General features: G+C 69.3%; 22 protein-coding genes and 1 pseudogene. 13 read left to right on the forward strand and 10 right to left on the reverse strand.

The window, feature by feature from the left end:
* The first annotated feature begins 22 nt into the window (after window positions 1-22).
* Entirely contained in the window at window positions 23-343 is a 321-nt protein-coding gene (locus tag ACFV6X_RS06235; protein WP_385378382.1) for a DMT family transporter, read from the forward strand.
* A 12-nt stretch (window positions 344-355) separates the two neighbouring features.
* Here ACFV6X_RS06235 and ACFV6X_RS06240 read toward each other — a convergent pair whose 3' ends face one another.
* Entirely contained in the window at window positions 356-2,737 is a 2,382-nt protein-coding gene (locus ACFV6X_RS06240; protein ID WP_385378385.1) for a transglycosylase domain-containing protein, read from the reverse strand.
* A 186-nt stretch (window positions 2,738-2,923) separates the two neighbouring features.
* Between ACFV6X_RS06240 and ACFV6X_RS06245 the strand changes: the two genes are divergently transcribed.
* From ACFV6X_RS06245 to ACFV6X_RS06260, 4 genes are read left to right on the forward strand one after another with little or no spacing between them, the layout of a single operon-like run.
* Window positions 2,924-3,724, forward strand: coding sequence for an ABC transporter permease (locus ACFV6X_RS06245; RefSeq protein ID WP_385378388.1), 801 nt, complete (start codon window positions 2,924-2,926; stop codon window positions 3,722-3,724).
* On the forward strand, window positions 3,717-4,556 hold the full coding sequence (locus ACFV6X_RS06250; RefSeq protein ID WP_385378391.1) for an ABC transporter permease: 840 nt from the start codon (window positions 3,717-3,719) through the stop codon (window positions 4,554-4,556). Before ACFV6X_RS06245 ends, ACFV6X_RS06250 begins: the two co-directional genes overlap by 8 nt.
* A 10-nt stretch (window positions 4,557-4,566) precedes the next feature.
* The gene (locus ACFV6X_RS06255) at window positions 4,567-5,595 is read left to right on the forward strand and encodes an ATP-binding cassette domain-containing protein (RefSeq protein WP_385378393.1); all 1,029 of its coding nucleotides are present in this window, start codon (window positions 4,567-4,569) and stop codon (window positions 5,593-5,595) included.
* 33 nt (window positions 5,596-5,628) lie between these two features.
* On the forward strand, window positions 5,629-6,351 hold the full coding sequence (locus ACFV6X_RS06260) for a DUF1707 domain-containing protein (protein ID WP_385378396.1): 723 nt from the start codon (window positions 5,629-5,631) through the stop codon (window positions 6,349-6,351).
* Between the two features lie 25 nt (window positions 6,352-6,376).
* Here ACFV6X_RS06260 and ACFV6X_RS06265 read toward each other — a convergent pair whose 3' ends face one another.
* A complete protein-coding gene (locus ACFV6X_RS06265; protein WP_385378398.1) occupies window positions 6,377-7,711 on the reverse strand; it encodes an SGNH/GDSL hydrolase family protein in 1,335 nt (444 codons plus the stop codon).
* Window positions 7,712-7,955: 244 nt separating this feature from the next.
* Here ACFV6X_RS06265 and ACFV6X_RS06270 point away from each other — a divergent pair, with 244 nt between their 5' ends.
* The 3 genes and pseudogenes from ACFV6X_RS06270 to ACFV6X_RS06280 all read left to right on the forward strand — a co-directional run.
* Entirely contained in the window at window positions 7,956-9,347 is a 1,392-nt protein-coding gene (locus ACFV6X_RS06270) for a DUF445 domain-containing protein (RefSeq protein WP_385378400.1), read from the forward strand.
* Between the two features lie 51 nt (window positions 9,348-9,398).
* The gene (locus ACFV6X_RS06275) at window positions 9,399-10,898 is read left to right on the forward strand and encodes an MFS transporter (protein WP_385378403.1); all 1,500 of its coding nucleotides are present in this window, start codon (window positions 9,399-9,401) and stop codon (window positions 10,896-10,898) included.
* A gap of 20 nt (window positions 10,899-10,918) precedes the next feature.
* Window positions 10,919-11,151, forward strand: a pseudogene (locus ACFV6X_RS06280) (glyoxalase); the annotation flags it as partial.
* A 37-nt stretch (window positions 11,152-11,188) separates the two neighbouring features.
* Here ACFV6X_RS06280 and ACFV6X_RS06285 read toward each other — a convergent pair.
* Window positions 11,189-11,638, reverse strand: a complete 450-nt coding sequence (locus ACFV6X_RS06285; RefSeq protein WP_385378404.1) for a hypothetical protein — start codon at window positions 11,636-11,638, stop codon at window positions 11,189-11,191.
* Between the two features lie 186 nt (window positions 11,639-11,824).
* Between ACFV6X_RS06285 and ACFV6X_RS06290 the strand changes: the two genes are divergently transcribed.
* Complete coding sequence (locus tag ACFV6X_RS06290) at window positions 11,825-12,769, forward strand: GlxA family transcriptional regulator (RefSeq protein WP_385378407.1); 945 nt, start codon at window positions 11,825-11,827, stop codon at window positions 12,767-12,769.
* A 21-nt stretch (window positions 12,770-12,790) separates the two neighbouring features.
* Here ACFV6X_RS06290 and ACFV6X_RS06295 read toward each other — a convergent pair whose 3' ends face one another.
* From ACFV6X_RS06295 to ACFV6X_RS06305, 3 genes are all read right to left on the reverse strand, one after another.
* On the reverse strand, window positions 12,791-13,093 hold the full coding sequence (locus tag ACFV6X_RS06295) for a hypothetical protein (protein ID WP_385378410.1): 303 nt from the start codon (window positions 13,091-13,093) through the stop codon (window positions 12,791-12,793).
* Window positions 13,094-13,193: 100 nt separating this feature from the next.
* Window positions 13,194-13,979 (reverse strand): SDR family NAD(P)-dependent oxidoreductase, encoded by a 786-nt coding sequence (locus ACFV6X_RS06300; protein ID WP_385378413.1) that lies wholly within the window; start codon window positions 13,977-13,979, stop codon window positions 13,194-13,196.
* Between the two features lie 94 nt (window positions 13,980-14,073).
* The gene (locus ACFV6X_RS06305; protein ID WP_385378416.1) at window positions 14,074-14,688 is read right to left on the reverse strand and encodes an NAD(P)H-dependent oxidoreductase; all 615 of its coding nucleotides are present in this window, start codon (window positions 14,686-14,688) and stop codon (window positions 14,074-14,076) included.
* A gap of 495 nt (window positions 14,689-15,183) precedes the next feature.
* Here ACFV6X_RS06305 and ACFV6X_RS06310 point away from each other — a divergent pair, with 495 nt between their 5' ends.
* On the forward strand, window positions 15,184-15,651 hold the full coding sequence (locus tag ACFV6X_RS06310) for a hypothetical protein (RefSeq protein WP_385378418.1): 468 nt from the start codon (window positions 15,184-15,186) through the stop codon (window positions 15,649-15,651).
* A gap of 1 nt (window position 15,652) precedes the next feature.
* Here ACFV6X_RS06310 and ACFV6X_RS06315 read toward each other — a convergent pair whose 3' ends face one another.
* The gene (locus tag ACFV6X_RS06315; protein WP_385378421.1) at window positions 15,653-15,847 is read right to left on the reverse strand and encodes a DUF397 domain-containing protein; all 195 of its coding nucleotides are present in this window, start codon (window positions 15,845-15,847) and stop codon (window positions 15,653-15,655) included.
* On the reverse strand, window positions 15,847-16,692 hold the full coding sequence (locus ACFV6X_RS06320; RefSeq protein ID WP_385378424.1) for a helix-turn-helix domain-containing protein: 846 nt from the start codon (window positions 16,690-16,692) through the stop codon (window positions 15,847-15,849). Before ACFV6X_RS06320 ends, ACFV6X_RS06315 begins: the two co-directional genes overlap by 1 nt.
* Before the next feature lie 202 nt (window positions 16,693-16,894).
* Here ACFV6X_RS06320 and ACFV6X_RS06325 point away from each other — a divergent pair, with 202 nt between their 5' ends.
* Window positions 16,895-17,566 carry an ATP-binding protein gene (locus tag ACFV6X_RS06325; protein WP_385378427.1) on the forward strand — a complete coding sequence of 224 codons (672 nt, stop codon included), beginning with the start codon at window positions 16,895-16,897 and terminating at the stop codon, window positions 17,564-17,566.
* Here the strand turns inward: ACFV6X_RS06325 and ACFV6X_RS06330 are convergent.
* Window positions 17,499-20,660 carry a DUF3427 domain-containing protein gene (locus ACFV6X_RS06330; RefSeq protein ID WP_385378430.1) on the reverse strand — a complete coding sequence of 1,054 codons (3,162 nt, stop codon included), beginning with the start codon at window positions 20,658-20,660 and terminating at the stop codon, window positions 17,499-17,501. The two genes, ACFV6X_RS06325 and ACFV6X_RS06330, sit on opposite strands and share 68 nt — an antisense overlap.
* Window positions 20,661-20,820: 160 nt before the next feature.
* Between ACFV6X_RS06330 and ACFV6X_RS06335 the strand changes: the two genes are divergently transcribed.
* Window positions 20,821-21,324: a YDG/SRA domain-containing protein gene (locus ACFV6X_RS06335; protein ID WP_385378433.1), complete on the forward strand. Its 504-nt coding sequence runs from the start codon at window positions 20,821-20,823 to the stop codon at window positions 21,322-21,324.
* Window positions 21,325-21,675: 351 nt separating this feature from the next.
* Here the strand turns inward: ACFV6X_RS06335 and ACFV6X_RS06340 are convergent, their stop codons facing one another.
* Window positions 21,676-22,692, reverse strand: a complete 1,017-nt coding sequence (locus ACFV6X_RS06340; RefSeq protein WP_385378436.1) for an SEC-C metal-binding domain-containing protein — start codon at window positions 22,690-22,692, stop codon at window positions 21,676-21,678.
* Between the two features lie 342 nt (window positions 22,693-23,034).
* Between ACFV6X_RS06340 and ACFV6X_RS06345 the strand changes: the two genes are divergently transcribed.
* Complete coding sequence (locus ACFV6X_RS06345; RefSeq protein WP_365449886.1) at window positions 23,035-23,460, forward strand: VOC family protein; 426 nt, start codon at window positions 23,035-23,037, stop codon at window positions 23,458-23,460.
* Window positions 23,461-23,558: the final 98 nt, after the last annotated feature.

A 23,558-nucleotide genomic window follows, 5' to 3' on the forward strand; every position in this document is an offset into this window, starting at 1 on the left:
CTGTCTCCCGGAGGTGCCTCTCATGGCCTGGGTTCTGCTGATCGTCGCCGGCCTGCTCGAAGTCGGCTGGTCGATCGGGATGAAGTACACCGACGGCTTCACCCGGCTCGTGCCCAGCGTGCTCACCGGCGTCGGCATCGTCGCCAGCATGCTGCTGCTCTCGTACGCGGCGAAGTCCCTGCCCATCGGTACCGCCTACGGCGTGTGGGTCGGGATCGGTGCGGCCGGGGCGGCGGTGCTCGGCATGGTGGTGCTGAACGAGCCCGTCACCGCCGCCCGGATCTTCTTCGTCTGTCTGCTGCTGGTCGCCGTCGTGGGCCTGAAGGCGACCTCCGGTCACTGACCGGGCGCGGGCTCACGTCCGGCGCGGGCCCTGCGTCCCCGACGTCGTCGTGCCCGTGGACGTTCCGCCGCCGGTGGTGCCCCCCGTGGTGCCACCCGTGGTCGGACCGCCCGTGGTGGGGTCGCCACCGGTGGTGAGACCGCCGTCCGTCGTCCCGCCGTCGCCGGTCGTGCCCCCGTCCGTGGTGGTGCCGCCGTCGGCCTGCCCGCCGGTCGTCCCGCCGTCAGTGGGCGTGCCCCCGGTCGTCGTACCGCCGTCGCCGGTCGTCCCGCCGTCGGTCACACCGCCCTGCACCGCCCCGGGGCTCTGCGGATCGCCGGTGCCGGGCGTGGCCTCCTGACTCGGGTCGCCGGTGTCCTGGTCGCGGGTGGGCGGGGCCGGCGGCGTGAACACCACGTCGGCGCCCTCCTGGAGCCGCAGGTCGAAGTCGGTGACCGGGGTGCCCTCCAGGGCGTCCTTGGTGAACTGGGCCCAGATCTCGGCGGGCGCCCCGCCGCCGTTGACGCGCTCCAGACCCATCGCGCCGTACAGCGACCTGTGGGCGGCCGTCTTCGGGTCCTGGCCCATCACCGCGACGACGGTGGCCAGGTCGGGGGTGTAGCCCGCGAACCAGGCCGCCTGGTCCTCCTCCGCGGTGCCCGTCTTGCCCGCCACGGGACGGCCGGCGGCCTGCGCGGCGGTGGCGGTGCCGTTGTCGACGACGCTCTGCAGGACCGACGTCGTGGTGTCGGCGGCCTCGCGGCTGACGGCCTGGGTGGTCCGCCGCTCGGGCATCTCGACCTCGGAGCCGCCCCGGGTCATCTTCTCGATCAGGGTGTACGTGCCGTGCTCGCCGTGGTTCGCGAGCGTGGCGTAGGCCTCCGCCATGTCGAGGACGCTCGCCTGGGCGACACCGAGCGCGATCGACGGGTAGGGGCCCAGCTCCGGCGTGCTGGAGGGCAAACCGAGATCGACCGCGGTCCGCATGACCTTGTCGGGGCCGACGTCGACGGCCATCTGCGCGTACACCGCGTTCACGGACTTGTCGGTGGCCTCGCGGACGGTGAGGTCGCCGTACGACACCTGGTCCTCGTTCTCCGGCGCGTAGCCGCCGTTCCAGCCCTGCACCGGGCGTTTGTTGGTGCCGTCGTAGAACGTGTTGGGCGTGATGCGGGTGCCGTCCTGGGTGGTCGAGCCGTTCTCGACGGCCGAGGTGAACACCAGCGGCTTGAAGATGGAGCCGACCTGGAAGTCCCGGCGGGTGGCCCCGTTGGTGTACTGCTTCACGTAGTCGATGCCGCCGTACATGGCGACGACCTTGCCCGTCCTGGGGTCGACGGCGGCGCCGCCCGCGCGGACGTAGTTGTCGACCTCGCGGTTCTCCTTGTCCAGCTTGGACATCAGCTTGTCGTTGACGGCCTTCACGAAGGCGTCCTGCCGGGGCTTCTGCAGGGTGGTGGTGATCCGGTAGCCGCCCGCCTCGAGGGACTCCGCGTCGACGACGTCGTGCTCGACCAGGTACTGCTTGATCGCGTCGACGACGTAGCCGCGTTGCCCGGACATCCCGGTCGAGACGGTGGCCTCCTTCGGCATCGGGAACTTCAGGCCGGCGCGCTCGGACCGGGTGAGCCAGCCCTCCTTGACCATGCCGTCCAGGACGTAGTTCCAGCGCGCCTGGGCCGCGGGCCTGCTCTCCGGGTGGGCGACGACGTCGTACTCACTGGGCGCGTTCAGCAGCGCGGCGAGGTAGGCGCCGCGGGCCGCGTCCAGGTCGGTGGCGTCCATGCCGTAGTAGGCCTGGGCGGCGGCCTGGATGCCGTAGGCGTTGCGGCCGAAGTAGCTGGTGTTGAGGTAGCCCTCCAGGATGTCGTTCTTGCTCTTCTCCCGATCGAGTTTGATCGAGATGAAGAATTCCTTGACCTTCCGGGTGACCGTCTGTTCCTGGGCCAGGTAGTAGTTCTTCACGTACTGCTGGGTGATCGTGGAGCCCGACTGCTTGCCCTTTCCGGTGGCCGTGTTCCAGCCCGCGCGCACCATCGCCTTGGGGTCGATCGCGGACTCGGTGTGGAAGTCGCGGTCCTCGGCGGCCAGCACGGCGTGCTGGGCGTCCTGGGAGATCTGGGCGAGCGCGACGTTCTCCCGGTTGACCTCGCCGTCCCGGGCGAGCTGCGAGCCGTCCGCGTACAGGTAGACGTTGCTCTGCTTGGTCGCCAGCGCGTTCGCGGAGGGGATCTTGACCATCGAGTAGCCGAGGTAGAACAGCCCGATCAGCAGCAGGACGCCGATGACGAAGGTGCCCAGCAGCATGCGCCAGGTCGGAAGGATCCGGCGCCAGCCGGTGCGCTTCGGCCGCCCGGGCTTCCCCTCCCCGGGCCCGTCCTGGTTCGGCTGCTGAGGCTGCGGCTCGTCACTCATGTCGTGCACGGACTCCTGTGTGTTTCCTCGTACGTCATCTGCGCCCCCATCTGAAGACTCTCGCACCGGCCGTTCCGTTCCCGGATCCGTGCACGTGTCCCGCCCGGAAAACGCCTGGCAGGCCCTCTCCGCCGCGTACTAGGCTCCTGCGCTTCGGTGTCGGGCTGGTCGGGGCGGTGGTTCGGTGTGGGCACGGGACGGTTGTACGCGGCCGTCGCGGTGGGGAATTTCCGACGGTACGCGACCTATCGGGCGGCCACCGCCGCCGGGGTGTTCACCAACACGGTCTTCGGGCTCATCCTCGTGTACACCTACCTCGCCCTGTGGGACGAGAGACCGCAGCTCGGCGGGTACGACCAGGCACAGGCTGTCACCTACGTGTGGCTCGGGCAGGCGCTGCTGTCGACACTCGCGATCGGGGGTGGCGGCTTCGAGAACGAGCTGATGGAACGCATCCGTACGGGTGATGTGGCGATCGATCTCCACCGCCCGGCCGACCTGCAACTGTGGTGGCTGGCCGCCGACTTGGGCCGGGCCTTCTTCCAGCTGCTGGGGCGCGGCGTGCTGCCCTTCGCGTTCGGGGCGCTGGTCTTCGACGTCGCGCTGCCCTCGGACCCGGTGACCTGGGGAGCCTGTCTGATCGCGGTGCTGCTCGGGATGGTGGTCAGCTTCGGGCTGCGGTACCTGGTGGCGCTGAGCGCGTTCTGGCTGCTCGACGGCACCGGCGTTTCCCAGGTGACCTGGCTGCTGAGCTACTTCTGCTCGGGCATGCTGCTGCCGCTGAACGTCTTTCCCGGCCTGCTCGGCGAGATCGTACGGGCCCTGCCGTGGTCGTCGCTGCTCCAGGCGCCCGCGGACGTGCTGCTGGGCCGGGCCGACCCGCTGGGCACCTTCCTCTTCCAGGGCGCGTGGGCGGTGGCGCTGCTGGCGGTGGGGCGGCTGATGCAGTCGTCGGCCACGCGGCGGGTGGTGGTGCACGGTGGGTGAGACGGGTCATGTGCGGCAGGCCGGGCGGGTCGCCGACGGGCTGCGCGCGTACGGGCTGATCGTCGCCATGTGGATCAAGTCCACCATGGCCTACCGCGCGTCCTTCGTGATGACCACCGTCGGCAACTTCGTGGCGACCGGTCTGGACTTCGTGGCGATCCTGCTGATGTTCTCCCGGGTGGACGAGCTCGGCGGCTGGACCCTGCCCGAGATCGCCTTCCTGTACGGGCTGACCGGTGTCGCCTTCGGGCTGGCCGACCTGTCCATCGGGTCGATGGAGCGGCTGGGGCGGCGGGTGCGGGACGGCACGCTGGACACGCTGCTGGTGCGTCCGGTGCCGGTGCTCGCGCAGGTCGCCGCCGACCGGTTCGGGCTGCGCCGCCTCGGCCGGGTCGTCCAGGGCGCGCTGGTCCTCGGCTACGCGCTGGCCACGCTCGACATCGACTGGACGCCGGTCAAGGTGCTGCTGATGCCGATGATGCTGCTCAGCGGGGCGGCGATCTTCTGCGCGGTGTTCGTCGGGGGCGCGGCGTTCCAGTTCGTGGCGCAGGACGCCTCCGAGGTGCAGAACGCGTTCACCTACGGCGGTACGACGCTGCTCCAGTACCCGCCGACCGTGTTCGGCAAGGAGCTGGTGCGCGGCGTGACCTTCGTGCTGCCGCTGGCCTTCGTCAACTGGCTGCCCGCGAGCCACATCCTGGGGCGGCCCTACCCGCTGGACCTGCCCGAGTGGGTGGCCTTCGCACCGCCACTGGTGGCGGCGGCGTGCTGCGCGCTCGCGGGGCTGGCCTGGCGGGCAGGACTCAGGTCGTATCAGAGCACAGGGAGTTAGGGCGGTGACGGTGACAGAGGCAGACGGAGCGGGCGCCGAGGGCGTCGAGGGCTTCATCGAGGTCGACCGGATCGAGAAGGTCTTCGACGTGCGCAAGAAGGCCGGCTTCCTGAAACGGGAGCGGCGGCAGGTGCGGGCCGTCGACTCGATCTCGTTCCGCGTGGCACGCGGCGAGATGGTCGGCTACATCGGGCCGAACGGCGCCGGGAAGTCGACCACGATCAAGATGCTGACCGGCATCCTCACCCCGAGCGGCGGGCGGCTGCGGGTCGCGGGCATCGACCCGTCCCGGGAGCGCACCCGGCTGGCGCGCCGCATAGGGGTGGTGTTCGGGCAGCGCACGACGCTGTGGTGGGACCTGCCGCTGATCGAGTCGTACCGGCTGATGCACCGCATGTACCGGATCCCCGACGCCCGTTACCGCGCCAACCTCGAACGCTGCGTCGAACTCCTGGGGCTGGCCGAGCTGCTGGACGTGCCGGTGCGGCAGCTCTCGCTCGGCCAGCGGATGCGCGGGGACATCGCGGCGGCGCTGCTGCACGACCCCGAGGTGCTCTACCTCGACGAGCCGACCATCGGCCTGGACGTCATCTCCAAGGCCAGGGTGCGGCAGTTCCTGCGTGACCTGAACGCCGAGCGCGGCACCACGGTGCTGCTCACCACGCACGACCTCCAGGACATCGAGCAGCTCTGCTCCCGCGTGATGGTCATCGACCACGGGCGTCTGATGTACGACGGCCCGCTCGCCGGGCTGCACGAGGCGGGGGAGAGCGAGCGCACTCTCGTCGTCGACCTGGAGCGGGAACTGCCGCCGATCGAGGCGCCGGCACCGGCGCGGGTCGTCCGGGTGGAGGGGCCCCGGCAGTGGCTGGCCTTCCCGGCGGCGCAGTCGGCGGCGCCGCTGGTGGCGCGGATCGCGGCGGAGTACCCGCTGGTGGACCTCTCGGTGCGGGAACCGGACATCGAGGCCGTGATCGCGCGAATGCTGCATTCGACGGGGGACACCACCGAACCCCCGACGGAGCGCGCGACCGCATAGTGCGGGGACCGTGGAAAACGTAGGCTGCTGTCCATGACCGACGATGCCCCGGAGCTGCGAGCCTCCGACGCCGATCGAGAGCGAGTCGCCGAGGTCCTGCGGGACGCCCTCGCGGAGGGGCGGCTGGACATGACGGAGTTCGAGGAGCGCCTCGACGCGACGTACCAGGCGCGGACCTACGGGGACCTGGCCCCCATCACGCGGGACCTGCCCGCCGGGGGCGGGGCGCCGGGACCGGCGGTCTCGATGGTCAAGGAGCCCGCCGCGCGCGGGGGTTGGGCCGCGCGGATCACCGGGGGCGGGGGATCCTCCTCGGGGGGTGTCGCCGTGATGTCCGGCTTCCAGCGCAAGGGGCGCTGGACTGTGCCGAAGCGGTTCACCTGCTTCACGTTCTGGGGCGGCGGGGAGATCGATCTGCGCGACGCGCTCTTCGCCGACCGTGAGGTCGTGATCAACTGCGTGGCCGTCATGGGCGGGGTGAGCATCGTCGTGCCGCCCGGCGTCGAGGTCGTCGTCCGCGGCATCGGGATCATGGGCGGCTTCGACAGCCGCGAGGACGGGGTGCCGGGCGACCCGGGCGCCCCGCGGGTGATCGTCTCCGGGTTCGCCTTCTGGGGCGGAGTGGGCATCGAGCGCAAGCAGGTGCGGGTGCGGGGTGGCCACGAGCAGCGGGACGTCGAGGGCGGGGACCGGCGGATGCTGGGGCACGGGGACCAGGCGCACGGCTGGGGGCACGACCAGCGGCCGAGGGACTAGGCCCGCCCCCCCGCCCGGCGCCCCCTCACAGCTTCGCCGGAGCCGCGCCCTTCAGGGCCGTCAGGTCGAACTCGCGCGCCATCCGCTCGTAGCCCCGGTCGTTGGGGTGCAGACGGTCGCCCGAGTCGTAGTCCGGGCGGAACCTGCGCGGGTCGTACGGATCCCGCACCGCCCGGTCGAAGTCGACCACCGCGTCGAAGAGGCGCCCGGACCGGATCTCGGCGTTCATCCCCTGCCGTACCGCCTCGCGCTCGGCGCTGTACCCGCGGTGCCCGCCGAAGGGCATCAGGGTCGCGCCGACGACCCGGATGCCCCGGGCGTGGGCCTGGCCGACCAGCGTGCGCAGGCCGTCGAGGACCAGGTCGGGGTCGATGACGGTGGGGGAGCGCAGGATGTCGTTGACGCCGAGGTCGATGACGACGACCTTGACGTTCGTCCGACCGAGCACGTCACGCGGGAAGCGGCTGAGGCCGCTGGGGTTGTCGGCGGGGCGGCCCAGACCGCCGGTCAGGACGCGGTTGCCGCCGATGCCCTCGTTGACGACGCCGTACCGGGGCACGTCCTGGCCCGCCGAGGCCGCCTCGCGCAGCCGGTCGGAGAGGATGTCGGGCCAGCGCCGGTTGGCTCCCACGGTGGAGGAGTTGCCCTCGGTGAGGGAGTCGCCGAAGGCGACGAGGGTGCCGTCGGCCTCCCTGCTGAGCACGTCGAGGGCGGTCAGGTAGCGCCAGGCCTCGACCTGTTCGGTGTACGGCGCGCCGGTCACGTCCTCGGTGCGCTCGCCCCGCGCGGCGTACGAGAGCTGCCGCACGCGCGCGTGCACGGTGACCGGGCCCGGCTCTGCCGGGGCGTACGTGGTGACCAGGACGTCGCTGTCGGGCGGGACGGGGATGCGCACGCCGTCGCTCATCACCTGCGCGCCCGGCGGGATCACGACCGTGGGGAGGCCGTTGAACGTCAGTCGCCGCATGGTCCGCGGAACCGCGGCGGCGCTGTCGTCGGCGGCGGCCAGCGCGATCGTGGCCCGCGTGAGGGTCAGCGGCAGCCGGCCGTAGAGATTGGACAGCGTGATCCGGGCACCCGTACCGCCGACGCTGGTGTGGACGACGTTGCGTACGGAGCGGTCGTGCAGGCCGGCGGTCTCGGTGCCGGGCTCGGCGGCGGACGGGGAGGTCGACCAGGAGCCGACCCAGGTGCCGGTGGACGCCGGGGCGGCGGGGTCGTACGGAGGGCGGGGACCTGCGAGCGCGCTCGGTGCCGTGCCGTCGTCGGAGGCGGCTCCGGCGTATATGGCGACCGACATGGCCACGATCAGCGAGACGATGGCGGCGAGCAAGGCATAACCGTGATGACGCCTGGTCATGCGGTGCGTTTCTCCTCGGGCGGAAGTGGAGCCCGAGGCTCCGGTGTGATCGCCTCATGATGCGCCATGAGGCGGGGGAAGTTGACCGGGACCCCCGGAAGGAGACCCGTTCGGCCGCGCGAGTTCACGTACCGGTTCACTCGCGAGCCGCCCCTACCGACAGACGCCGGGAACTCTTGTCACGTTCCAGGAGTCGGTCAGGAAGGGACAATGAGGAGTGGAGGCTCGGGAACGGGTGGAGCGGATGGATCGTACAAAACCGGATCAAGCAGGTGAAACGGGTGCGGGTGCCGTAGAGCAGCATGCCCGGTCGGGCGCCGCCGGTGCCCGCGCGGCCGGCGGCCGCGCCGTGCCCGCGTCCGCCGTCCGGGCGATGACGACGTTCAGCCCGGCCGACGAGGAGAAGCAGCGCGGCGTGCGTCGGATGAAACTCACCGCGACCGGCCTGCTGCTCCTCGTGGCCGTGGTGTACGTGCTGGCCAAGTGGGCGTCGAACTCGGGCGCGGGCCCCTGGGCCGGCTATGTCGCCGCGGCCGCCGAGGCGGGCATGGTCGGCGCGCTGGCCGACTGGTTCGCCGTCACCGCCCTGTTCCGTCACCCGCTCGGCATCCCCATCCCGCACACCGCGATCATCCCGACCAAGAAGGACCAGCTGGGCGTCTCCCTGGGTGAGTTCGTCGGCGAGAACTTCCTCTCCGAGGACGTCGTACGACAGCGGCTGCGCGCCGTCGGCATCGGCAGCCGCCTCGGCGCCTGGCTCGCCGAACCGCAGAACGCCGACCGGGTGACCGCCGAGCTGGCGACGGCCCTGCGCGGCGCGCTCACCGTGCTGCGCGACTCCGACGTGCAGGCGGTGGTCGGCGAGGCGATCACCCGGCGGGCGGGCGTCCAGGAGATCGCGCCCGGCATCGGCAAGATGCTGGAGAAGGTCGTCGCCGACGGCGGCCACAAACGGGTCGTCGACCTGGTCGTCTCCCGCGCCCACGACTGGCTGGTGCTGCACAGCGACTCCGTGATGGACGCCGTGCAGGGCGGCGCGCCCGGCTGGACCCCCCGGTTCGTGGACCGCAAGGTCGGCGAGCGGGTCTACAAGGAGCTGCTGCGCTTCTGCGCGGAGATGCGGGACATGCCGTCCCATCCTGCGCGCGGCGCCCTGGACCGCTTCCTCTCCGACTTCGCCTCCGACCTCCAGTCCGACACCGAGATCCGCGCGAAGGTGGAGCGGCTCAAGGGCGAGGTGCTGGGCCGGGGCGAGGTCCAGGACCTGATCGCCTCCGCCTGGACGGCCGTACGCTCCATGATCGTCTCCGCGGCCGAGGACGAGCGCAGCGAGCTGCGGCTGCGGGTGCGGGCCTCCCTGCTCTCCCTGGGCGCCCGGATGGCCACCGAACCCAAGATCCAGGACAAGGTGGACAGCTGGGTCGAGGGCGCGGCGGTGCACGTCGTGACCACGTACCGCAGCGAGATCACCCTGCTGATCACCGACACCGTGGCCGGCTGGGACGCCGAGCACACCACTCGGAAGATCGAGGCCCACATCGGTCGTGACCTGCAGTTCATCCGTATCAACGGCACGGTGGTGGGCTCGCTGGCCGGGCTGCTGATCTACACCGTCTCCCGCATGCTGGGGGCGTGACCTCCCCCTTTCCGGGCATACGGGAGGGGGTCGCCCGAGGGAGAGGGAGCCATGACAGCAGGAGCGTCGTCGTCGCCGGATTCCGTGCCCGCCTCCACCGGAACCATCACCACGTCCGTCCCGGCCCGACTGGACCGGCTGCCGTGGTCCCGGTGGCACTGGATGATCGTGATCGGCCTCGGCACCGTCTGGATCCTGGACGGTCTGGAAGTCACCATCGTCGGCAACGTCGCCGGCCGGCTGGCGGAGGAGGGCAGCGGCCTGGACATCAGCGCGGCCCAGGTCACCGGCATCGCGGCCGCGCTGTACGTGGCGGGCGCCTGCTCCGGCGCCCTGTTCTTCGGCTGGCTGACCGACCGGTACGGCCGCAAGAAGCTGTTCATGGTGACGCTGGTGGTCTACCTGGCGGCCACGGCCATGACGGCGCTGTCCTTCGAGTCCTGGTGGTTCTTCCTCTTCCGCTTCCTCACCGGCTTCGGCATCGGCGGCGAGTACGCGGCCATCAACTCCGCGATCGACGAGCTGATCCCGTCCCTCTACCGGGGCCGGGTCGACCTGATCATCAACGGCAGCTACTGGCTCGGCGCCATCGGCGGCGCCCTGCTGTCGATCGTCATGCTGGACACCGCGATCTTCCCGAAGGACCTGGGCTGGCGGCTGAGCTTCGCGCTGGGCGTCGTCCTGGGCCTGGTCGTCCTGCTGGTACGACGCCATGTCCCGGAGTCGCCACGGTGGCAGTTCATCCACGGCCGGGGTGAGAAGGCGGAGGAGCTCGTCTCGTCCGTCGAACGGGAGATCGAGCAGGAGAAGGGCGAGCCGCTGCCGCCCCCCGCCGGCGAGATCACCATCCAGGAGCGCAAGAGCATCGGCTTCGGCCTGATCGCCAGGACCGTCTTCGGCCGCTACCCGCGCCGGGCCGTCCTCGGCCTGTCGCTCTTCATCGGCCAGGCGTTCCTGTACAACGCGATCACCTTCGGCTTCGGCACCATCCTCAGCACCTTCTTCGACGTGCCGACGGGCAGCACCGGCTACTACTTCGCCGTCATCGCGGCGGGCAACTTCCTCGGCCCGCTGCTGCTCGGCAAGCTCTTCGACACGGTCGGCCGCCGGGTGATGATCTCCTCGACGTACATCCTCTCCGGCCTGCTCCTGTTCGTGACGGCCTGGCTCTTCGACCGGGGCTCCCTGACGGCGACGACGATGACGGCCTGCTGGTGCGTGGTGCTGTTCTTCGCCTCGGCGGGCGCGTCCAGCGCCTACCTCACCGTCTCGGAGATCTTCCCGATGGAGACCCGGGCCATGGCCATCGCCTTCTTCTACGCCCTCGGCACCGCGGCGGGCGGCATCAGCGGCCCGCTGATCTTCGCCGACCTGACCGAGTCGGGCGTCGTCGCGGACACCGTGCTCGCCTTCCAGATCGGCGCGGGCCTGATGTGCGCGGCGGGCCTGGTCGCGGTGTTCCTCGCCGTCCGGGCGGAGCGGCGGTCCCTGGAGGACATCGCCACGCCGTTGTCGGTGACAGGGTCCGAGACCTCCAAGGCGACGGCCTGACAACCCAGGGAGCCCTCCCCATGACCGTCCGCAGAGTCGTCCCCGACTGCCAGGTCCCGTCCGAGGCCGCGATGGAGGACAACCGTGACTTCCACGGCTTGCTCGGCCTGGAGGAGGTCATGAGCCTGGGCTGGGTGATGACCCTGGCGTCCCCGGCCAACCCCACCGGGGACGACGGGCGCGGTGCGTTCCTGTGCGGCGCTTCTTCGTGCGGGACCCCGGCGGGCGTGTGGTGAACTTGCTCACGCACAGGTCCTCAAGCCTCGGGCCTTCGATCCCTGGGACGGCGCTCAGGCGCCGGTCGTGGAGCCCGGCCGGACGATCATCAGCACCGTCACCACCGCCCACAGCAGGTTGAAGACGCCGGTGAACATGGCCAGCCGCACGGTCGCCTGCCGCGTCCCGCCGCCCTCCACGAGCGCGCCCTGCCGGGGCAGCACCAGGGCGACGAGCACGACCGCTGCCAGCGCGGTCAGCACGATCGACACGATCAGCCAGGCGTCGCCCAGCACCCCCATGGCGCTGGCCGTGGCGAACCCGAACACGGGCACCACGACGCCGACGGTGGCGTACACCCGGCAGATCCGGTGCAGCAGCTGGACCGTCTCGGCGGCCTTCGGGTCGTCGGGCGCGGCCATGGCCTGGCGCGCTGCGGGCGGGAACATGCTCGCGGCGACGGTGACGGGCCCGATGGCCACGATCGCGGCGAGGACGTGGACGGCGAGGAGGAACTTGGTCACGGACGTCGACGCTAAGGTCGTGATGGATCATGGGGAAGTGGCGTCAGTGACAGGCTTCGACGGATTCTCGCCACGGACGCCCGCTGCAGGCTCGGAGGGCATCCGGCGGGGCGTCTGACGGGGACGGCGGCGTGCGTGGCTCGCGACCGGGTTGGCGAAAGTCCGTCGCATGCCTACGATCTGGCCATGCACACCGTCGCTGTACTGGCGCTGGACGGCGTCATCCCCTTCGACCTCTCCGCCCCGATCGACGCCTTCGGCTGGGCCCGGCTGCCGGACGGCCGTGAGGCCTACCGGGTGCGGGTCTGCGCGGAGCGGGAGGAGGTGGACGCCGGGGCGTTCACCGTACGGGCGCCGTACGGCCTGGAGGCGCTGGCGGAGGCCGACACGATCATCCTGCCCGGCGTCGAGGACCCGCCCGAGACGCTGCCGCCCGGGGTCGCCGAGGCGCTGTGCGCGGCGGCGGCGAACGGCACGCGGATCGCGTCGGTCTGCGTGGGCGCGTTCATCTTCGCGGCGACCGGCCTGCTGGACGGCCTGCGCGCCACGACGCACTGGATCGCGGCGCCGGACCTCGCGCGGCGCTACCCGAAGGTGACGGTCGACCCGAACGTCCTCTACGTCGACAACGGCCAGTTCCTGACGTCGGCGGGCGCGGCCGCGGCGATGGACATGTGCCTCCACATGGTCCGCAAGGACCACGGCTCGGCGGTCGCCGCGCACGCCGCCCGTATGTCGGTCATGCCGCTGGAACGGGAGGGCGGGCAGGCCCAGTTCATCGTGCACGACCAGCCCCCGGCCCCGGCGGGCGCGACGCTGGAGCCCCTGCTGGCCTGGCTGCAGGACAACTGCGACCGCGACCTGACGCTGGACGACGTCGCGACGCAGGCCGGGATGAGCACGCGCACCCTCAACCGGCGCTTCCGGGAGCAGACGGGGACGACGCCGTTGCAGTGGCTGCACCGGGCGCGGGTGCGGCGGGCGCAGTACCTGCTGGAGACGACGTCGTACCCGGTCGAACGCATCGCGGCGCAGGCCGGCTTCGGCTCGTCCACGGCGTTCAGGGAACGCTTCCGGAGGGTGGTGGGGACGAGCCCGCAGGGGTACCGGAGGGCGTTCAGGTCGGCGTAGCCGTGCTACGACGACCGAGGCTCACGCCTGCCGGTCGGCGACCGCCCAGGACGCGAGGGCGACGGCCCCCGCCGCCCCGAACACGGCGGGCCAGGCGCCCACCTTCCTGGCCAGCGGATGCGACCCCGCGAAGGCGGCGACGTACGCGGTGCCCAGCGCGCCCGCGGCCTTCCCGCCGGCCCGCTCCCGCCACTGCTGCGCGGCAGCGGCCCCCGCGACGGCCAGTACGACCCCGCCGAGCTGTCGCCTCCCGCTCCAGCGGGCGACGCCGTACCCACCGACGAGCCCGCTCGCGGCGACGAGCGCGCTGGGAACCTTGGCCATGTCATCTCTCCTCGTACTCCAGTGCCGACCGGATGCCGACAGCGGATACGACCCGAGACCAACCCTGACGGAAGTCGGTACCGGCACGCGACCGGTTGAGTCAGTCCACCACCTGACCGCAGGTCACGTTGGGCACGGCGCCGGTCATGGCGGCAGCGTGGTCCGATGCCATGAGCGCGGCGACGTTGCCGACGTCGGCCAGGGAGGGCAGCCGTTTCAGCAGGGTCATCTCCGTGAGATCCTCGATGAAGTCGTCACGGGTCGTCCCGATGCCGGCGGCGTGCTTGTCCAGCACCTCCTCGATCGACTCGACCGATCCCGCCGAGCGCAGACAGATGACGCGCACCCCACTGGGCCCCAGCTCCGCCGCCAGGGTTCGGGAGAAGCCCTCCAGCGCGGCGCAGGTGACGCCGAAGCCACCGACGAGGGGGAAGGGGATCCGGGACGGCGACGCCGTGATCATCATGATCACGCCGGACCCGGCCTCGGCCATGTGCGGCGCGACCGCCCTCGCGGTCAGGAACTGCGTCCTGGTCGCGATGCCGATCGGCCGGGCGAAGTCGTCGTAGGACATCTCGACGAGCGGCGTCCCTTGCACCTCGTCCAGCCCGATGGCATTGAACGAGACGTCGATTCGCCGGCTTTGCTTCATCACCGAGGCGACACAGTCCTCGACGGACTCCTCGTCGAGCGCGTCGACCCGAACCGTGCGGGCCCGTCCGCCCGCGGCGGCGATGTCCCCGGCCACCGCCTGAAGCTTGGCCTCCGTGCGACCGGCGAGAAAGACGGTGGCCCCCTCCCGGGCGAAGGCCCGAGCGACGGCACCGCCTATCGCCCCACCGGCTCCGTAGATCAGGGCGTTCTTCTCTGCGAGCAGCATGATCATCAGGGGTGGGTAGGGGATGAAGCACCTGGCAGTAACTTCATCGTCCCGCGCGAGCGGCGGAGATCGCATCTCGAGCCGCGGTGCGCCGACATGGTCACGAGCGGGACGGATCCGCTCGATCCAGCAGTGCGGCGGCTTCCCGCCGAGCCCGAGCGAGCCACTCGGCCCGCAGATCATCGCCCGAATCGCCGACGGTACGAAAAACCACGCGCCGCACGTCAACGACTCCCACATACGGCAGCACGCAAGCCCGCCAGACCCGCTCCAACGGATCCCCGAACTCACTCGCCTCCCGCTCGGCAGGAGTGTCGGACGTGTTCAGCACAAGCGCCCGTCCGGCCCGCAACAACCCCGCGGGCTCCCCTTCCGCACTGCCCAACTTGTAGCCGATCCCCGGCACGAACACCCGCTGCACCCATCCGACGAGCACAGCGGGCGGCATCCCCCACCAGTTGGGATGCACGAACACCAGGGCGTCCAGCGTGGCGACCTCGCCCCGATGCAGCGCGACCTGAGGATCCCCGGCACGCCCGGCGGCCTCAACGGTCCCCGTCTCCTCGGCGGCCACCCCGGCCGGAAACCCCTCGGCACACAGATCATGCGCGACGACGTCACACCCTCGCCCACGCAACTCACCCACCACGGCCTCGAAGAGAGCGTGATTGAAGCTCCCGCCTCGCGGATGCGCGAGATACACCCCGACACGCATGGCTCATCTCCCCCAAGCAGCCCTGAACGCCTCGGAGATCATCGCAGAAGGCCCTACGGCCGTCCGAACCGATCCACCGACCCGCGCCCGTCGCCACACCACCCCGGCGTGCCCAGAGGCGCCGGCGCGCCCCACCCTCCCACTGGCACCCCGGCAACGAACCGTCACCACGCACCCACCGGTCCCGGAGGCCCCACCCCTGGGCCGCCCGGCCAGGAAAAACACCGCGGTGGAGGGGCGAGTGTCAAGAGTGGAGCGAAGCGCAATCGGCGAAGCCGACGCCCGAAGGACGCTCTTGACCCTCGCCCCGGAACCGCCACCCTCAGAACAACCGGGCGGCCGTGGGTACCTTCCAGCCAACGAGCAGAAGAACGCCGGGCTTTCTGTTGGCCTCAGCTATAGGAGTAACGAGCCCATCGATCAGCGGGCCACGCCACTGGGCCCTACGATCGCCGCACCCGGCCGAACGCTTGTGCCCGACGAATTGAGTGAGCCGTGAGCGACGACGTCCTGTCCATCATTCCGACCAATCCCGAGTGGCAGCCCGGACGAGCAGCGGCGGAGCGGGCTGCCGCACTCGTAGTAGACCTGTCTCCTGGCCTTCCCGATGGCGAGGAGGTCGAGGTCGACGTCACCTGGCACGACACGCTGATGCCCATCGACTGCGGCGGCAACCTGCAACGGATCGGCTGTCCCCACTGCCGTGCCTCCATCGGCACCGAGTGGTACGCCGACCTGCTCGAAAGCCACAGTGAAGACGGCTTTGCCGCCTTGGCCGTGAAAGTGCCCTGCTGTGGCACCGTCACGTCGCTGGACGTACTGGACTACGACTGGCCGTGCGGCTTTGCCCGCTTCGAGATCGCCCTCTGGAACCCCGAACGTGACTGGTTTGGCGACGAGGAAATGGCCACCATTTCCGAGGCACTCGGGCACCCCGTGAATCAGATCAGGGCCCACATCTGACTCACGTCTCAGCAGGAACCAGCGCGTCTATGAAGGCACGCCATGCCTTTGCCCGAACGACCACCACGGGACCACCATCCCGCTTGGAGTCCTGCACGAGCATCCCGTCCGCACCCCGCGCGCACTCCACGCACTCGGTTCCACTGCCGCCGCTGTACGAGGACTTGAACCACTGCTGCGTAGAGGCCGTTGTCATCAGGACTCCTTGCTTATACGGTCGATGATGTCTGCCGAGGACTCGAAGTCCAGCGCCTGTGCGCTGAGGTACTCGAACGCCAACCTATAGCGGTCCAGCTCTTTCGGCTTCTCGATGAAGAGCCCTCCACCGAGCAAGTCGACGTACACCACGTCCAGTTCATGGCTCGGTCCACGGAGGACAGCGAAGCTACCGACGGCCGCCGCGTGCGCACCCTTCGCGAAGGGCAGCACTTGGACGGTGATGTGTGGGCGTTCCGACATGGTCAGCAAGTGCCGAAGTTGGTCCTGCATCACGCGTTGGCCACCTACGCATCGCCGCAGTGCCGCCTCATCGATGACAGACCAGATGTGCGGGGGCTCGTCGCGCTCCAGCAGTTCTTGGCGCCTCATGCGAATGTCAACCATGTGCTGGACTTCCCGCTCCGAGCACTGCACCTCAGATGCCCGGTGAACGGCTTCGGCGTACGCACGTGTCTGAAGGAGTCCGGGGATGTACATGCACGCGTAGTGGTCTTCGCGTACGACTTCGTCCTCCAGGGTGAGCATGAGGTTCATGGACTCGGGGATAGGGTCGGCAAGCGACCGCCACCACCCCTGGATCCTCGCCCCCTTCGCCAGCTCAACGAGGGCCTGACACTCCTCGGCTGAGGCGTCATACTCGCGGCATAGAGCGTCCACGGCCGGCCACTTGACAGGGCCTTCCTTCGTTTCGTAGCGGCTGAGCGTCGCCTTCGAGATGCCGACCCGAGCTCCCGCCTCTTCCAGGGTTAAGCCCTTTGCCTCGCGGAGGCGGCGAAGGTCAGCACCGAGTTGGCGCCTTCGTGTGGTGGGTCCAACTGGCATGTTCAGCCCTTCACGTCGATCGGTTCAAATCGTGCTCGTTGTGCGAACAGGACGGCAAGGTGGCGTGCGCCCGGGGCGCGCGTGGCTGCGGTGCACTCCTCTTGGTCCCTGGTGAGAGTTCCATTTTGAGAGTTCCAATGCAACTCTTCGTGTGTGGCCAGTTGCAACTGGCTACCACGGTGCACCGATGGAGGGGTTGGACATGGACTACGTCACCTGCATGCCCAAGAAGTCTTGGGATCTCGCCTTCCTCGCCGAGCCCCAGGAAGTGGCGCTCCTGCGCCGTGCCCTGCGCATGAATCTGGCCGCCTGGGGGCTGCAGGAGCTGTCGGACTCGGTCCAGGTCTGCGTGAGCGAGCTCGTCTCCAACGTGATCAATCACGTCGGGTCAGGAACCCCCGCCACCCTCAGCGTTTCATTGCTCGGCATGCACCTGCGGATCGAGATCCAAGATCCCGATACCCGCGCCCTACCGATGCTCCGCGACGCGCACGCGGACGTTGAAGCAGGGCGCGGCATGGCGCTCGTGGACGCCCTTGCTGATCGCTGGGGCGTCTACCTGCTCGCCGACCGAAAGGTGACCTGGTGTGAGTTCGCCACAGGGCCGACCGAGCCAAGCGAGAGAGTGGCCGGCATCTACAGGCAGAGTCGGCTTCGGGTGGCCGCGGCCGAGGCCGCTTCCATCAACGTCATCGCCGAGGTTCTGCTCTGGCTTCAGGCGCATGGGCATGATGCAGACGAGATGCTTGATCGAGCTCAGAGGCGTTTTGAAGCCGAGTGCGCCTATCGCGAGCGACCGCGATCCCTCACCCAGCCGCGATCGCCGAGTACGTCCACACGTCCGCCGGAATCGGGTGCTTCAGCCGCCACTTGATTGCCATGGGCTTGCTCCCCGTGTGCTCGTCGTACTCGGCCGGGCCCAGCAGCATCCACGGCTGTGCTCCACCGATGTCCGTGGACTTGTAACGGCGTACGAAGAGCAGCACGTGACTGCCCTCGGCGATGTGGTTCTGATAGCGCAGGCCCGTGGGAGAGGTCTCCGAGGTCTGGTTCTGAGACTCCCAGTGGAAGAGCATCTCGTTCAGTGCGTAGTCGTGGTAGCGAGTCTGCGGAGAGAAGTCCTTCTCATCCTTTTCCAGCGTGATGAGAAGCGCGTCGGTTTTGATGGACTCGCACCACTTCACCCCCTCACGGAAGTCTCCCGGCATGAAGCCTCCGATAACGGATTGCCCCAGGGCGGGGAGGATCTCCTCGCGGCTGTAGGAGGCGTGCACGGTGAGCGGGATGCCGGCCTTGCCCCCTATCCCCAGCAGTGGAATCGGAACGTGTTCCGTGTGAGCCAGGTTGCACGCCAACACCTGGCGGAGCTCACTGCGCACCGCGTGTTGCGTGTGGAGCGTCGCAAACCCGGCGTCGTAGTGGGCAAAGCCCTTACGCGTTACCCCACCGAGTGGCCAGAGCTGGAAGAAGAGCATGCGGGCGTAGGCCTGTGTCTGCTCGTCCAGTTCGCCGTACGCGGGGGCGTCGTCCTCCAACATCCGTGTATACGCGGCCACCCGCAAGGGGTCGTCCACATGGAGAAACGCGGAGACGCGCTTCAGGAGTGCTGCTTCCCCCTCGGGAGCCTCGCCCTTGAGGAGCCCCGCGCGGCGTAGCAAACCCGTCCAGGAGTTGCCGTTACCCCGGTAGAGCTCCTTGAGCTCACGGCCGCTCTCCTCCAGGTACCGGCTGAGTTTCGGCTCCCCGTAGTCAGCGACCTCACGGGCTAGTGCCGTGACATTGACGCCGATCTGATCCTTGATGTTCGCGATGATCGCCTTCTTCGCCTTCTCCTCAAGGATGATTTCGCACCCGGAGGGGAGTTGCGGGAAGTCGCGCTCTAGGTGGTCCAAGAGCCGCTTGCGCGTCAGGTTGGTGAGTGCCCTGAACTGGTTCTCGAAGCGGAACTCCTTGCGGTGCTGTCCAATGAAGTCGAGCACGGTGAGTACGGCCTTGTCCTCGGTGCGGCGTAGTCCGCGGCCGAGCTGCTGCAAGAACACGGTGGCACTGGAGGTGGGTCGCAGGAGGAGCAGAGTGTCCACGTCGGGGACGTCGAGCCCTTCGTTGAAGAGGTCGACTGAGAAGATCACTTGCAGCGTGCCCGCTTTCAGATCACCGAGTGCCTGCTTACGCTGCTCAGCCGGTGTCTCGCCCGACAGGGCGATGGCATTGAGGCCGGCCGTGCGGAACACCTCTGCCATGAAGTGGGCATGGGCGACCGAAACACAGAAGCCCAGTGCACGCATGGCGCCCGGCTCAGCGATTTTTTCCTTGACGGCCTTCACTACGAGTCGGGCTCGCCTGGCGTTGCTCGACAGCATGTTGCTCAACGCGGACGCGTCATATGCCCCCCGCTTCCACTCCACAGTGCTCAGGTCAGTGGAATCGCTGATACCGAAGTAGTGGAACGGGCTCAGAAGCTCATTCTCCAGCGCTTCCCACAGGCGCATCTCGGCGGCGATCCGCCCCTCAAAGAACTCGTCCTGGATGTTTCTACCGTCCATGCGCTCAGGCGTCGCCGTGAGCCCCAGCAGTTCCAACGGCCGGAAGTGATCAAGGATTTTCCGGTACGTCGGTGACGTGCCGTGGTGGAACTCGTCAATCACGATCACATCGAAGTGGTCGGGGGAGAGGCGCTCAAGGGCCTTCGCGTTGAGTGACTGCACACTGGCGAACACGTGTGTCCAGCGCTCGGGAATCTCGCCGCTGTGGAGTGCCTCGCCGAAGTTCGAGTCCACCAGAACGTCTTGGTAGGTCCGCATGGACTGCTGGAGGATCTCCCTGCGGTGGGCGACGAAGAGCAGGCGCAGGTCGCGGCCGCGTTTCTTGCGCAGCTGCTTGTAATCGAGTGCCGCCATGACGGTCTTGCCGGTGCCCGTGGCTGCCACGAGTAGGTTTCGGTGCAGGTCATGCACCTCCCGCTCGACCTCCAGACGCTCCAGCATGTCGCGCTGGTGCGGGTACGGCCGTACCTCCAGGCCAGACAGAGTGATGCTGCGCTCGGTCGCGGCAGTGGACGACGTACCCCCTGCAATCGCCAATGCCTCGCGGAGGCGCTCCCCGTCGGTTGCAGGGTCATACGCCTCGAACGATGGATCGCTCCAGTAGGCGTCGAAGGTGGCCGCGAACTTTCGCAGCACATCGGGTGTGGCTATGGAGGAAAGTCGAACGTTCCACTCCAGCCCGTCAAGCAGAGCGGCCTTGGAGAGGTTGGAGCTGCCGACGTAGGCGGTGTCATATCCACTGTTGCGACGGAACAGCCAAGCCTTGGCATGCAGTCGGGTAGACCGGGTCTCGTAGTTGACCTTGACCTGAGCGTTGAACTCTTCGACCAAGCGATCCAGCGCACGGCGTTCGGTTGCGCCGATGTAGGTCGTTGTGATCACCCGCATGGGCACGTCCCGCTCATGAGCAGCTCTCAGCGACTGCTCGATGATGCGCAGCCCGTGCCACTTCACAAAGGCGCAAAGCAGATCTACTCGGTCAGCGGTGGCCAGTTCCGCACGCAGCTCGAAGCCGAGGCTGGGATCCTCCGGCGAGTTAGTGATCAGTGCTGCGTCAGACAGCGGAATCCCAGGGCGTACGGCGAAGACTCCCGGTGCCTCTTGGCGAGTAACAGCGAGAAGTTGGCGTGGTCCATCGGCAACGAGGTCGACCCACTCCTGCGCGCCTTCCAGGGTGCTGATGGACTCCAGGATGTGGTTTGCCGCGTAGACACGTTCCTGCGCCGGGATGCCGTGCAGTACCCGCTGCACGGTTCGAGCGACGTGCCTTGCCAGGACGTGGGGGACTGACTCGGCTCCCACCTCATCGCTCACGAGACGCCAGCCTCGGTCAGCGAGCCCTCTCAACTGCTCCTCGAAGCGCAAGGTGATGAGCTCCTCGTAGAGCCCTGCGACAGGCTGTGAAGGACCAATTGACTTACCCACGCTTGGCTTCCCCCCGGCTTGCTCTGATAGGTGCCCTATGTCTAACAGAGGGCACCGACACCGGGAGGCGTCGGCCTGCCCTGGCGGTTCATGGACTGTAACGGGCCAACCTTGCATTTTTGTTTGACAGGAGTGATCGACTTCGGACGAGTATGGGCACGTGGAAATCGAACGGGTCATCGGTCCTATCGAGGGCGTCGTCTTGGGAGCCTCCTACTCCTCTCGGCTTGAGGTGATGAAGGCCAAGCTGCACCAGACCAACCAGAAGGGGATCTCGTGGCTTAAGGACGAGGATGGGCTGCACGTGGCCGATGCCATCGTTTTGAACGGTGGCTATGTGGACGACGACGATCATGGGTCGTGGATGCACTACACGGGCGCCTCCGAGGGCAAGGATCGAGACTCCGATACGGGGCGGCTGCTGTGTAGCCAGTCGTGGTCGTACGTCGACAATGTGGCGCTCAAGAACAGCTATGACCGCGGATACCCGATTCGGGTTATTCGCGGCCATAAGGGAGATAAGGACTACTCGCCGTCTGACGGCTACCGGTACGACGGCCTGTTCAAGATCACCGCCGTTCGGACGGCCCTCTCCAAGTGGCCCGCCCCGGATGGCTCCCCTATCAGCATCTGTCAGTTCGATCTGGAGCAGTTGCCTGACTGAGCCACGGCGGTTTCACCGTTTGAGCCGAGTCGAATAGCTCGTTGGCTGCAAACGTGCCCATGGCCGCCCAGTTGTTCTGAGGGTGGCGGTTCCGGGGCGAGGGTCAAGAGCGCCCTTCGGGCGTCGGCTTCGCCGATTGCGCTGCGCTCCACTCTTGACACTCGCCCCTCCACCGCGGATTGCATGCGGCCGGGCGGCCCAGGGGTGGGGCGGCGGGGACCGGCGGGGGTCGGGGTGCCCGCCGTTGCCGGGTGCCGGTGCGTGGGGTGTGTGGGGACGCGAGAGGGGGACGAGCTTTATGGTCCCGTTCAGCTCCGTCGTCGCGGGCCCCCTCCTCGGCGTCCTCAGCTCTCAGCCTCCCGCGCCGTGGCACTCCCCGTACGCACGTCCCGACCCGCACCAGCAACCCCCCGTCCCCTCCGGAGGCCAGGCCACCGCTCGTCCCCGGGCCGCGAGCGTCGTCGCGTACTGGGGGAGCAGGGTCGGGTCGTCCGGGGTCGTGCCCTCCGATGCGGCGAAGGCCTCGAAGGAGGGGACCGTGCCCGTGACCACGCCCAGGTTCGCCGTGCCGGAGGACGACAGTTCGCGTAGGGATGTCTCTATCGTCGTCAGGTGCTCCTCGTGGGACGGGTACTCCGCGGACAGGGCCGGGTACGCCGAGAGGAGTTCCGTCAGTTCGCCCTGCGGCCAGTGCAGGACCGCCACGGGGAACGGGCGGGAGAGGGCCTCCCGGTAGGCGCCGAGCTCCGCGCGCAGGCGCGAGATCTCCGCCTCCAGCTCCGCCGGGTTGTCCGAGCCCAGGGACCACACCCGCTTCGGGTCGTGGAGTTCGTCCAGGGAGACCGGCATGGAGTGCAGGGTGTCGGCCAGGGTGTCCCACTCGTCGTGGGGGAGGCCCAGCATGCGGCGCACCCGGTGGCGGCCGAAGAAGAGGGGGCGCGTGGGCTGCGGGGGACGCGCACCGTCCGTCACGAGGAGCCGCGTGGCCTCCGTGAGGACCTCCTGCGCCGTCTCCAGCTCGTCGTGGGCCTCCAGGGCCTCGGCCACGATCACCCAGGGGGCCGCGTCGCGCGGGGACGCCGTGCGGATGCCGTCGATGATCGCCCGGGCCTCGGCCTCGTGGCCGTACTCCCAGAGGTTCGAGGCCTTCAGGGCCCGGACCAGATACGGGTCCTCCAGGCTGTCGCCGGAGGAGAGCAGGCGGTCGTAGAGCGCGGTCGCGGCGGGGCGGTCGCCGGACAGTTCGAGGTGGGCCGCGGCCCGCAGCAGCAGGGCTTCGGCGTCCTCGGGGTACAGGCCGGCGGTTCGCTCCAGGCGGGCCGCCTCGGTGGCGTGGTCGACGTTTTCGGCAGGCGTGTCGGGGCGCATGGGGGACACCGTACTGCCGAGTGGTGACAAAGGAGAGTCCGTCCCACCCCGGGCCGTCCGGCGGGCGGGACGAGGAGGGCGCTGCGCCCCCAGTCCGTTCGGCGGGCGGGACGAGGAGAGCCGTGGCCCCCAGTCCGTCCGGCGGGCGGGACGAGGAGAGCCGTGGCCCCCAGTCCGTCCGGCGGGCGGGACGAGGAGAGCCCCCGCGTCCCCGGCCGTCCGGCCGGCGGGAGGGGGAGCCCGGGGCTCAGTCCGTTCGTCCGGCGGGACGAGGAGAGCCCTGCGCCCCGGCCGTCCGGCCGCCCGGCAGGATTCCGTCGCCCCCTGCTGCACAGTGAAGGTATGGATGACAGGGACACCGGTCTCGCCGGGGGCCGTCCGGCCACCCGGCTGCCCGCGCAGGATCTTGAGCGGGCCCGCCGTTTCTACGCCGAGAAGCTCGGTCTCGAACCCGTCGACGAGCGGCCCGGTGGGCTGCTGTACCGGAGCGGGGGCGTGGAGTTCGCCCTGTTCCGGTCGGCGGGGGCCTCGCCGGGGACCTTCACGCAGATGGGCTGGCAGGTCGACGACATCGACCGCGTCGTGGCCGATCTACGACGGCGCGGTGTCGTGTTCGAGGTCGTCGACCTTCCGGGGTTGCGGACGTCCGAGGACGGGATCGCCGATGTCGAGGGGCACTATCCGAGCAAGGGGGCGCGGGGGGAGCGTGCCGCCTGGTTCCGGGACAGCGAGGGGAATCTGCTCGGGATCGGGGAGCCCGTCGTCTGACCGGCCCTCCTAGGACGGTGTGCGAAAGGGGCCGCGCGGGTCTGGAGACCTCACGCCCCGGCCCTTATCGTGCGGGCGGCCCGTCCCGTACGACGGTG

This window comes from Streptomyces sp. NPDC059861, from assembly GCF_042731435.1.
Lineage (GTDB): Bacteria > Actinomycetota > Actinomycetes > Streptomycetales > Streptomycetaceae > Streptomyces.

What these genes read in the sequence shown, in the direction of transcription:
- ACFV6X_RS06265 (WP_385378398.1), bottom strand. Translation starts at nt 7,711, where the DNA reads ATGACCAGGCGTCATCACGGTTATGCCTTGCTCGCCGCCATCGTCTCG.
- ACFV6X_RS06235 (WP_385378382.1), top strand. Translation starts at nt 23, where the DNA reads ATGGCCTGGGTTCTGCTGATCGTCGCCGGCCTGCTCGAAGTCGGCTGG.
- ACFV6X_RS06305 (WP_385378416.1), bottom strand. Translation starts at nt 14,688, where the DNA reads ATGCGTGTCGGGGTGTATCTCGCGCATCCGCGAGGCGGGAGCTTCAAT.
- ACFV6X_RS06260 (WP_385378396.1), top strand. Translation starts at nt 5,629, where the DNA reads ATGACCGACGATGCCCCGGAGCTGCGAGCCTCCGACGCCGATCGAGAG.
- ACFV6X_RS06295 (WP_385378410.1), bottom strand. Translation starts at nt 13,093, where the DNA reads ATGGCCAAGGTTCCCAGCGCGCTCGTCGCCGCGAGCGGGCTCGTCGGT.
- ACFV6X_RS06325 (WP_385378427.1), top strand. Translation starts at nt 16,895, where the DNA reads ATGGACTACGTCACCTGCATGCCCAAGAAGTCTTGGGATCTCGCCTTC.
- ACFV6X_RS06315 (WP_385378421.1), bottom strand. Translation starts at nt 15,847, where the DNA reads ATGACAACGGCCTCTACGCAGCAGTGGTTCAAGTCCTCGTACAGCGGC.
- ACFV6X_RS06345 (WP_365449886.1), top strand. Translation starts at nt 23,035, where the DNA reads ATGGATGACAGGGACACCGGTCTCGCCGGGGGCCGTCCGGCCACCCGG.
- ACFV6X_RS06340 (WP_385378436.1), bottom strand. Translation starts at nt 22,692, where the DNA reads ATGCGCCCCGACACGCCTGCCGAAAACGTCGACCACGCCACCGAGGCG.
- ACFV6X_RS06240 (WP_385378385.1), bottom strand. Translation starts at nt 2,737, where the DNA reads ATGAGTGACGAGCCGCAGCCTCAGCAGCCGAACCAGGACGGGCCCGGG.
- ACFV6X_RS06270 (WP_385378400.1), top strand. Translation starts at nt 7,956, where the DNA reads ATGGATCGTACAAAACCGGATCAAGCAGGTGAAACGGGTGCGGGTGCC.
- ACFV6X_RS06290 (WP_385378407.1), top strand. Translation starts at nt 11,825, where the DNA reads ATGCACACCGTCGCTGTACTGGCGCTGGACGGCGTCATCCCCTTCGAC.
- ACFV6X_RS06320 (WP_385378424.1), bottom strand. Translation starts at nt 16,692, where the DNA reads ATGCCAGTTGGACCCACCACACGAAGGCGCCAACTCGGTGCTGACCTT.
- ACFV6X_RS06300 (WP_385378413.1), bottom strand. Translation starts at nt 13,979, where the DNA reads ATGATCATGCTGCTCGCAGAGAAGAACGCCCTGATCTACGGAGCCGGT.
- ACFV6X_RS06275 (WP_385378403.1), top strand. Translation starts at nt 9,399, where the DNA reads ATGACAGCAGGAGCGTCGTCGTCGCCGGATTCCGTGCCCGCCTCCACC.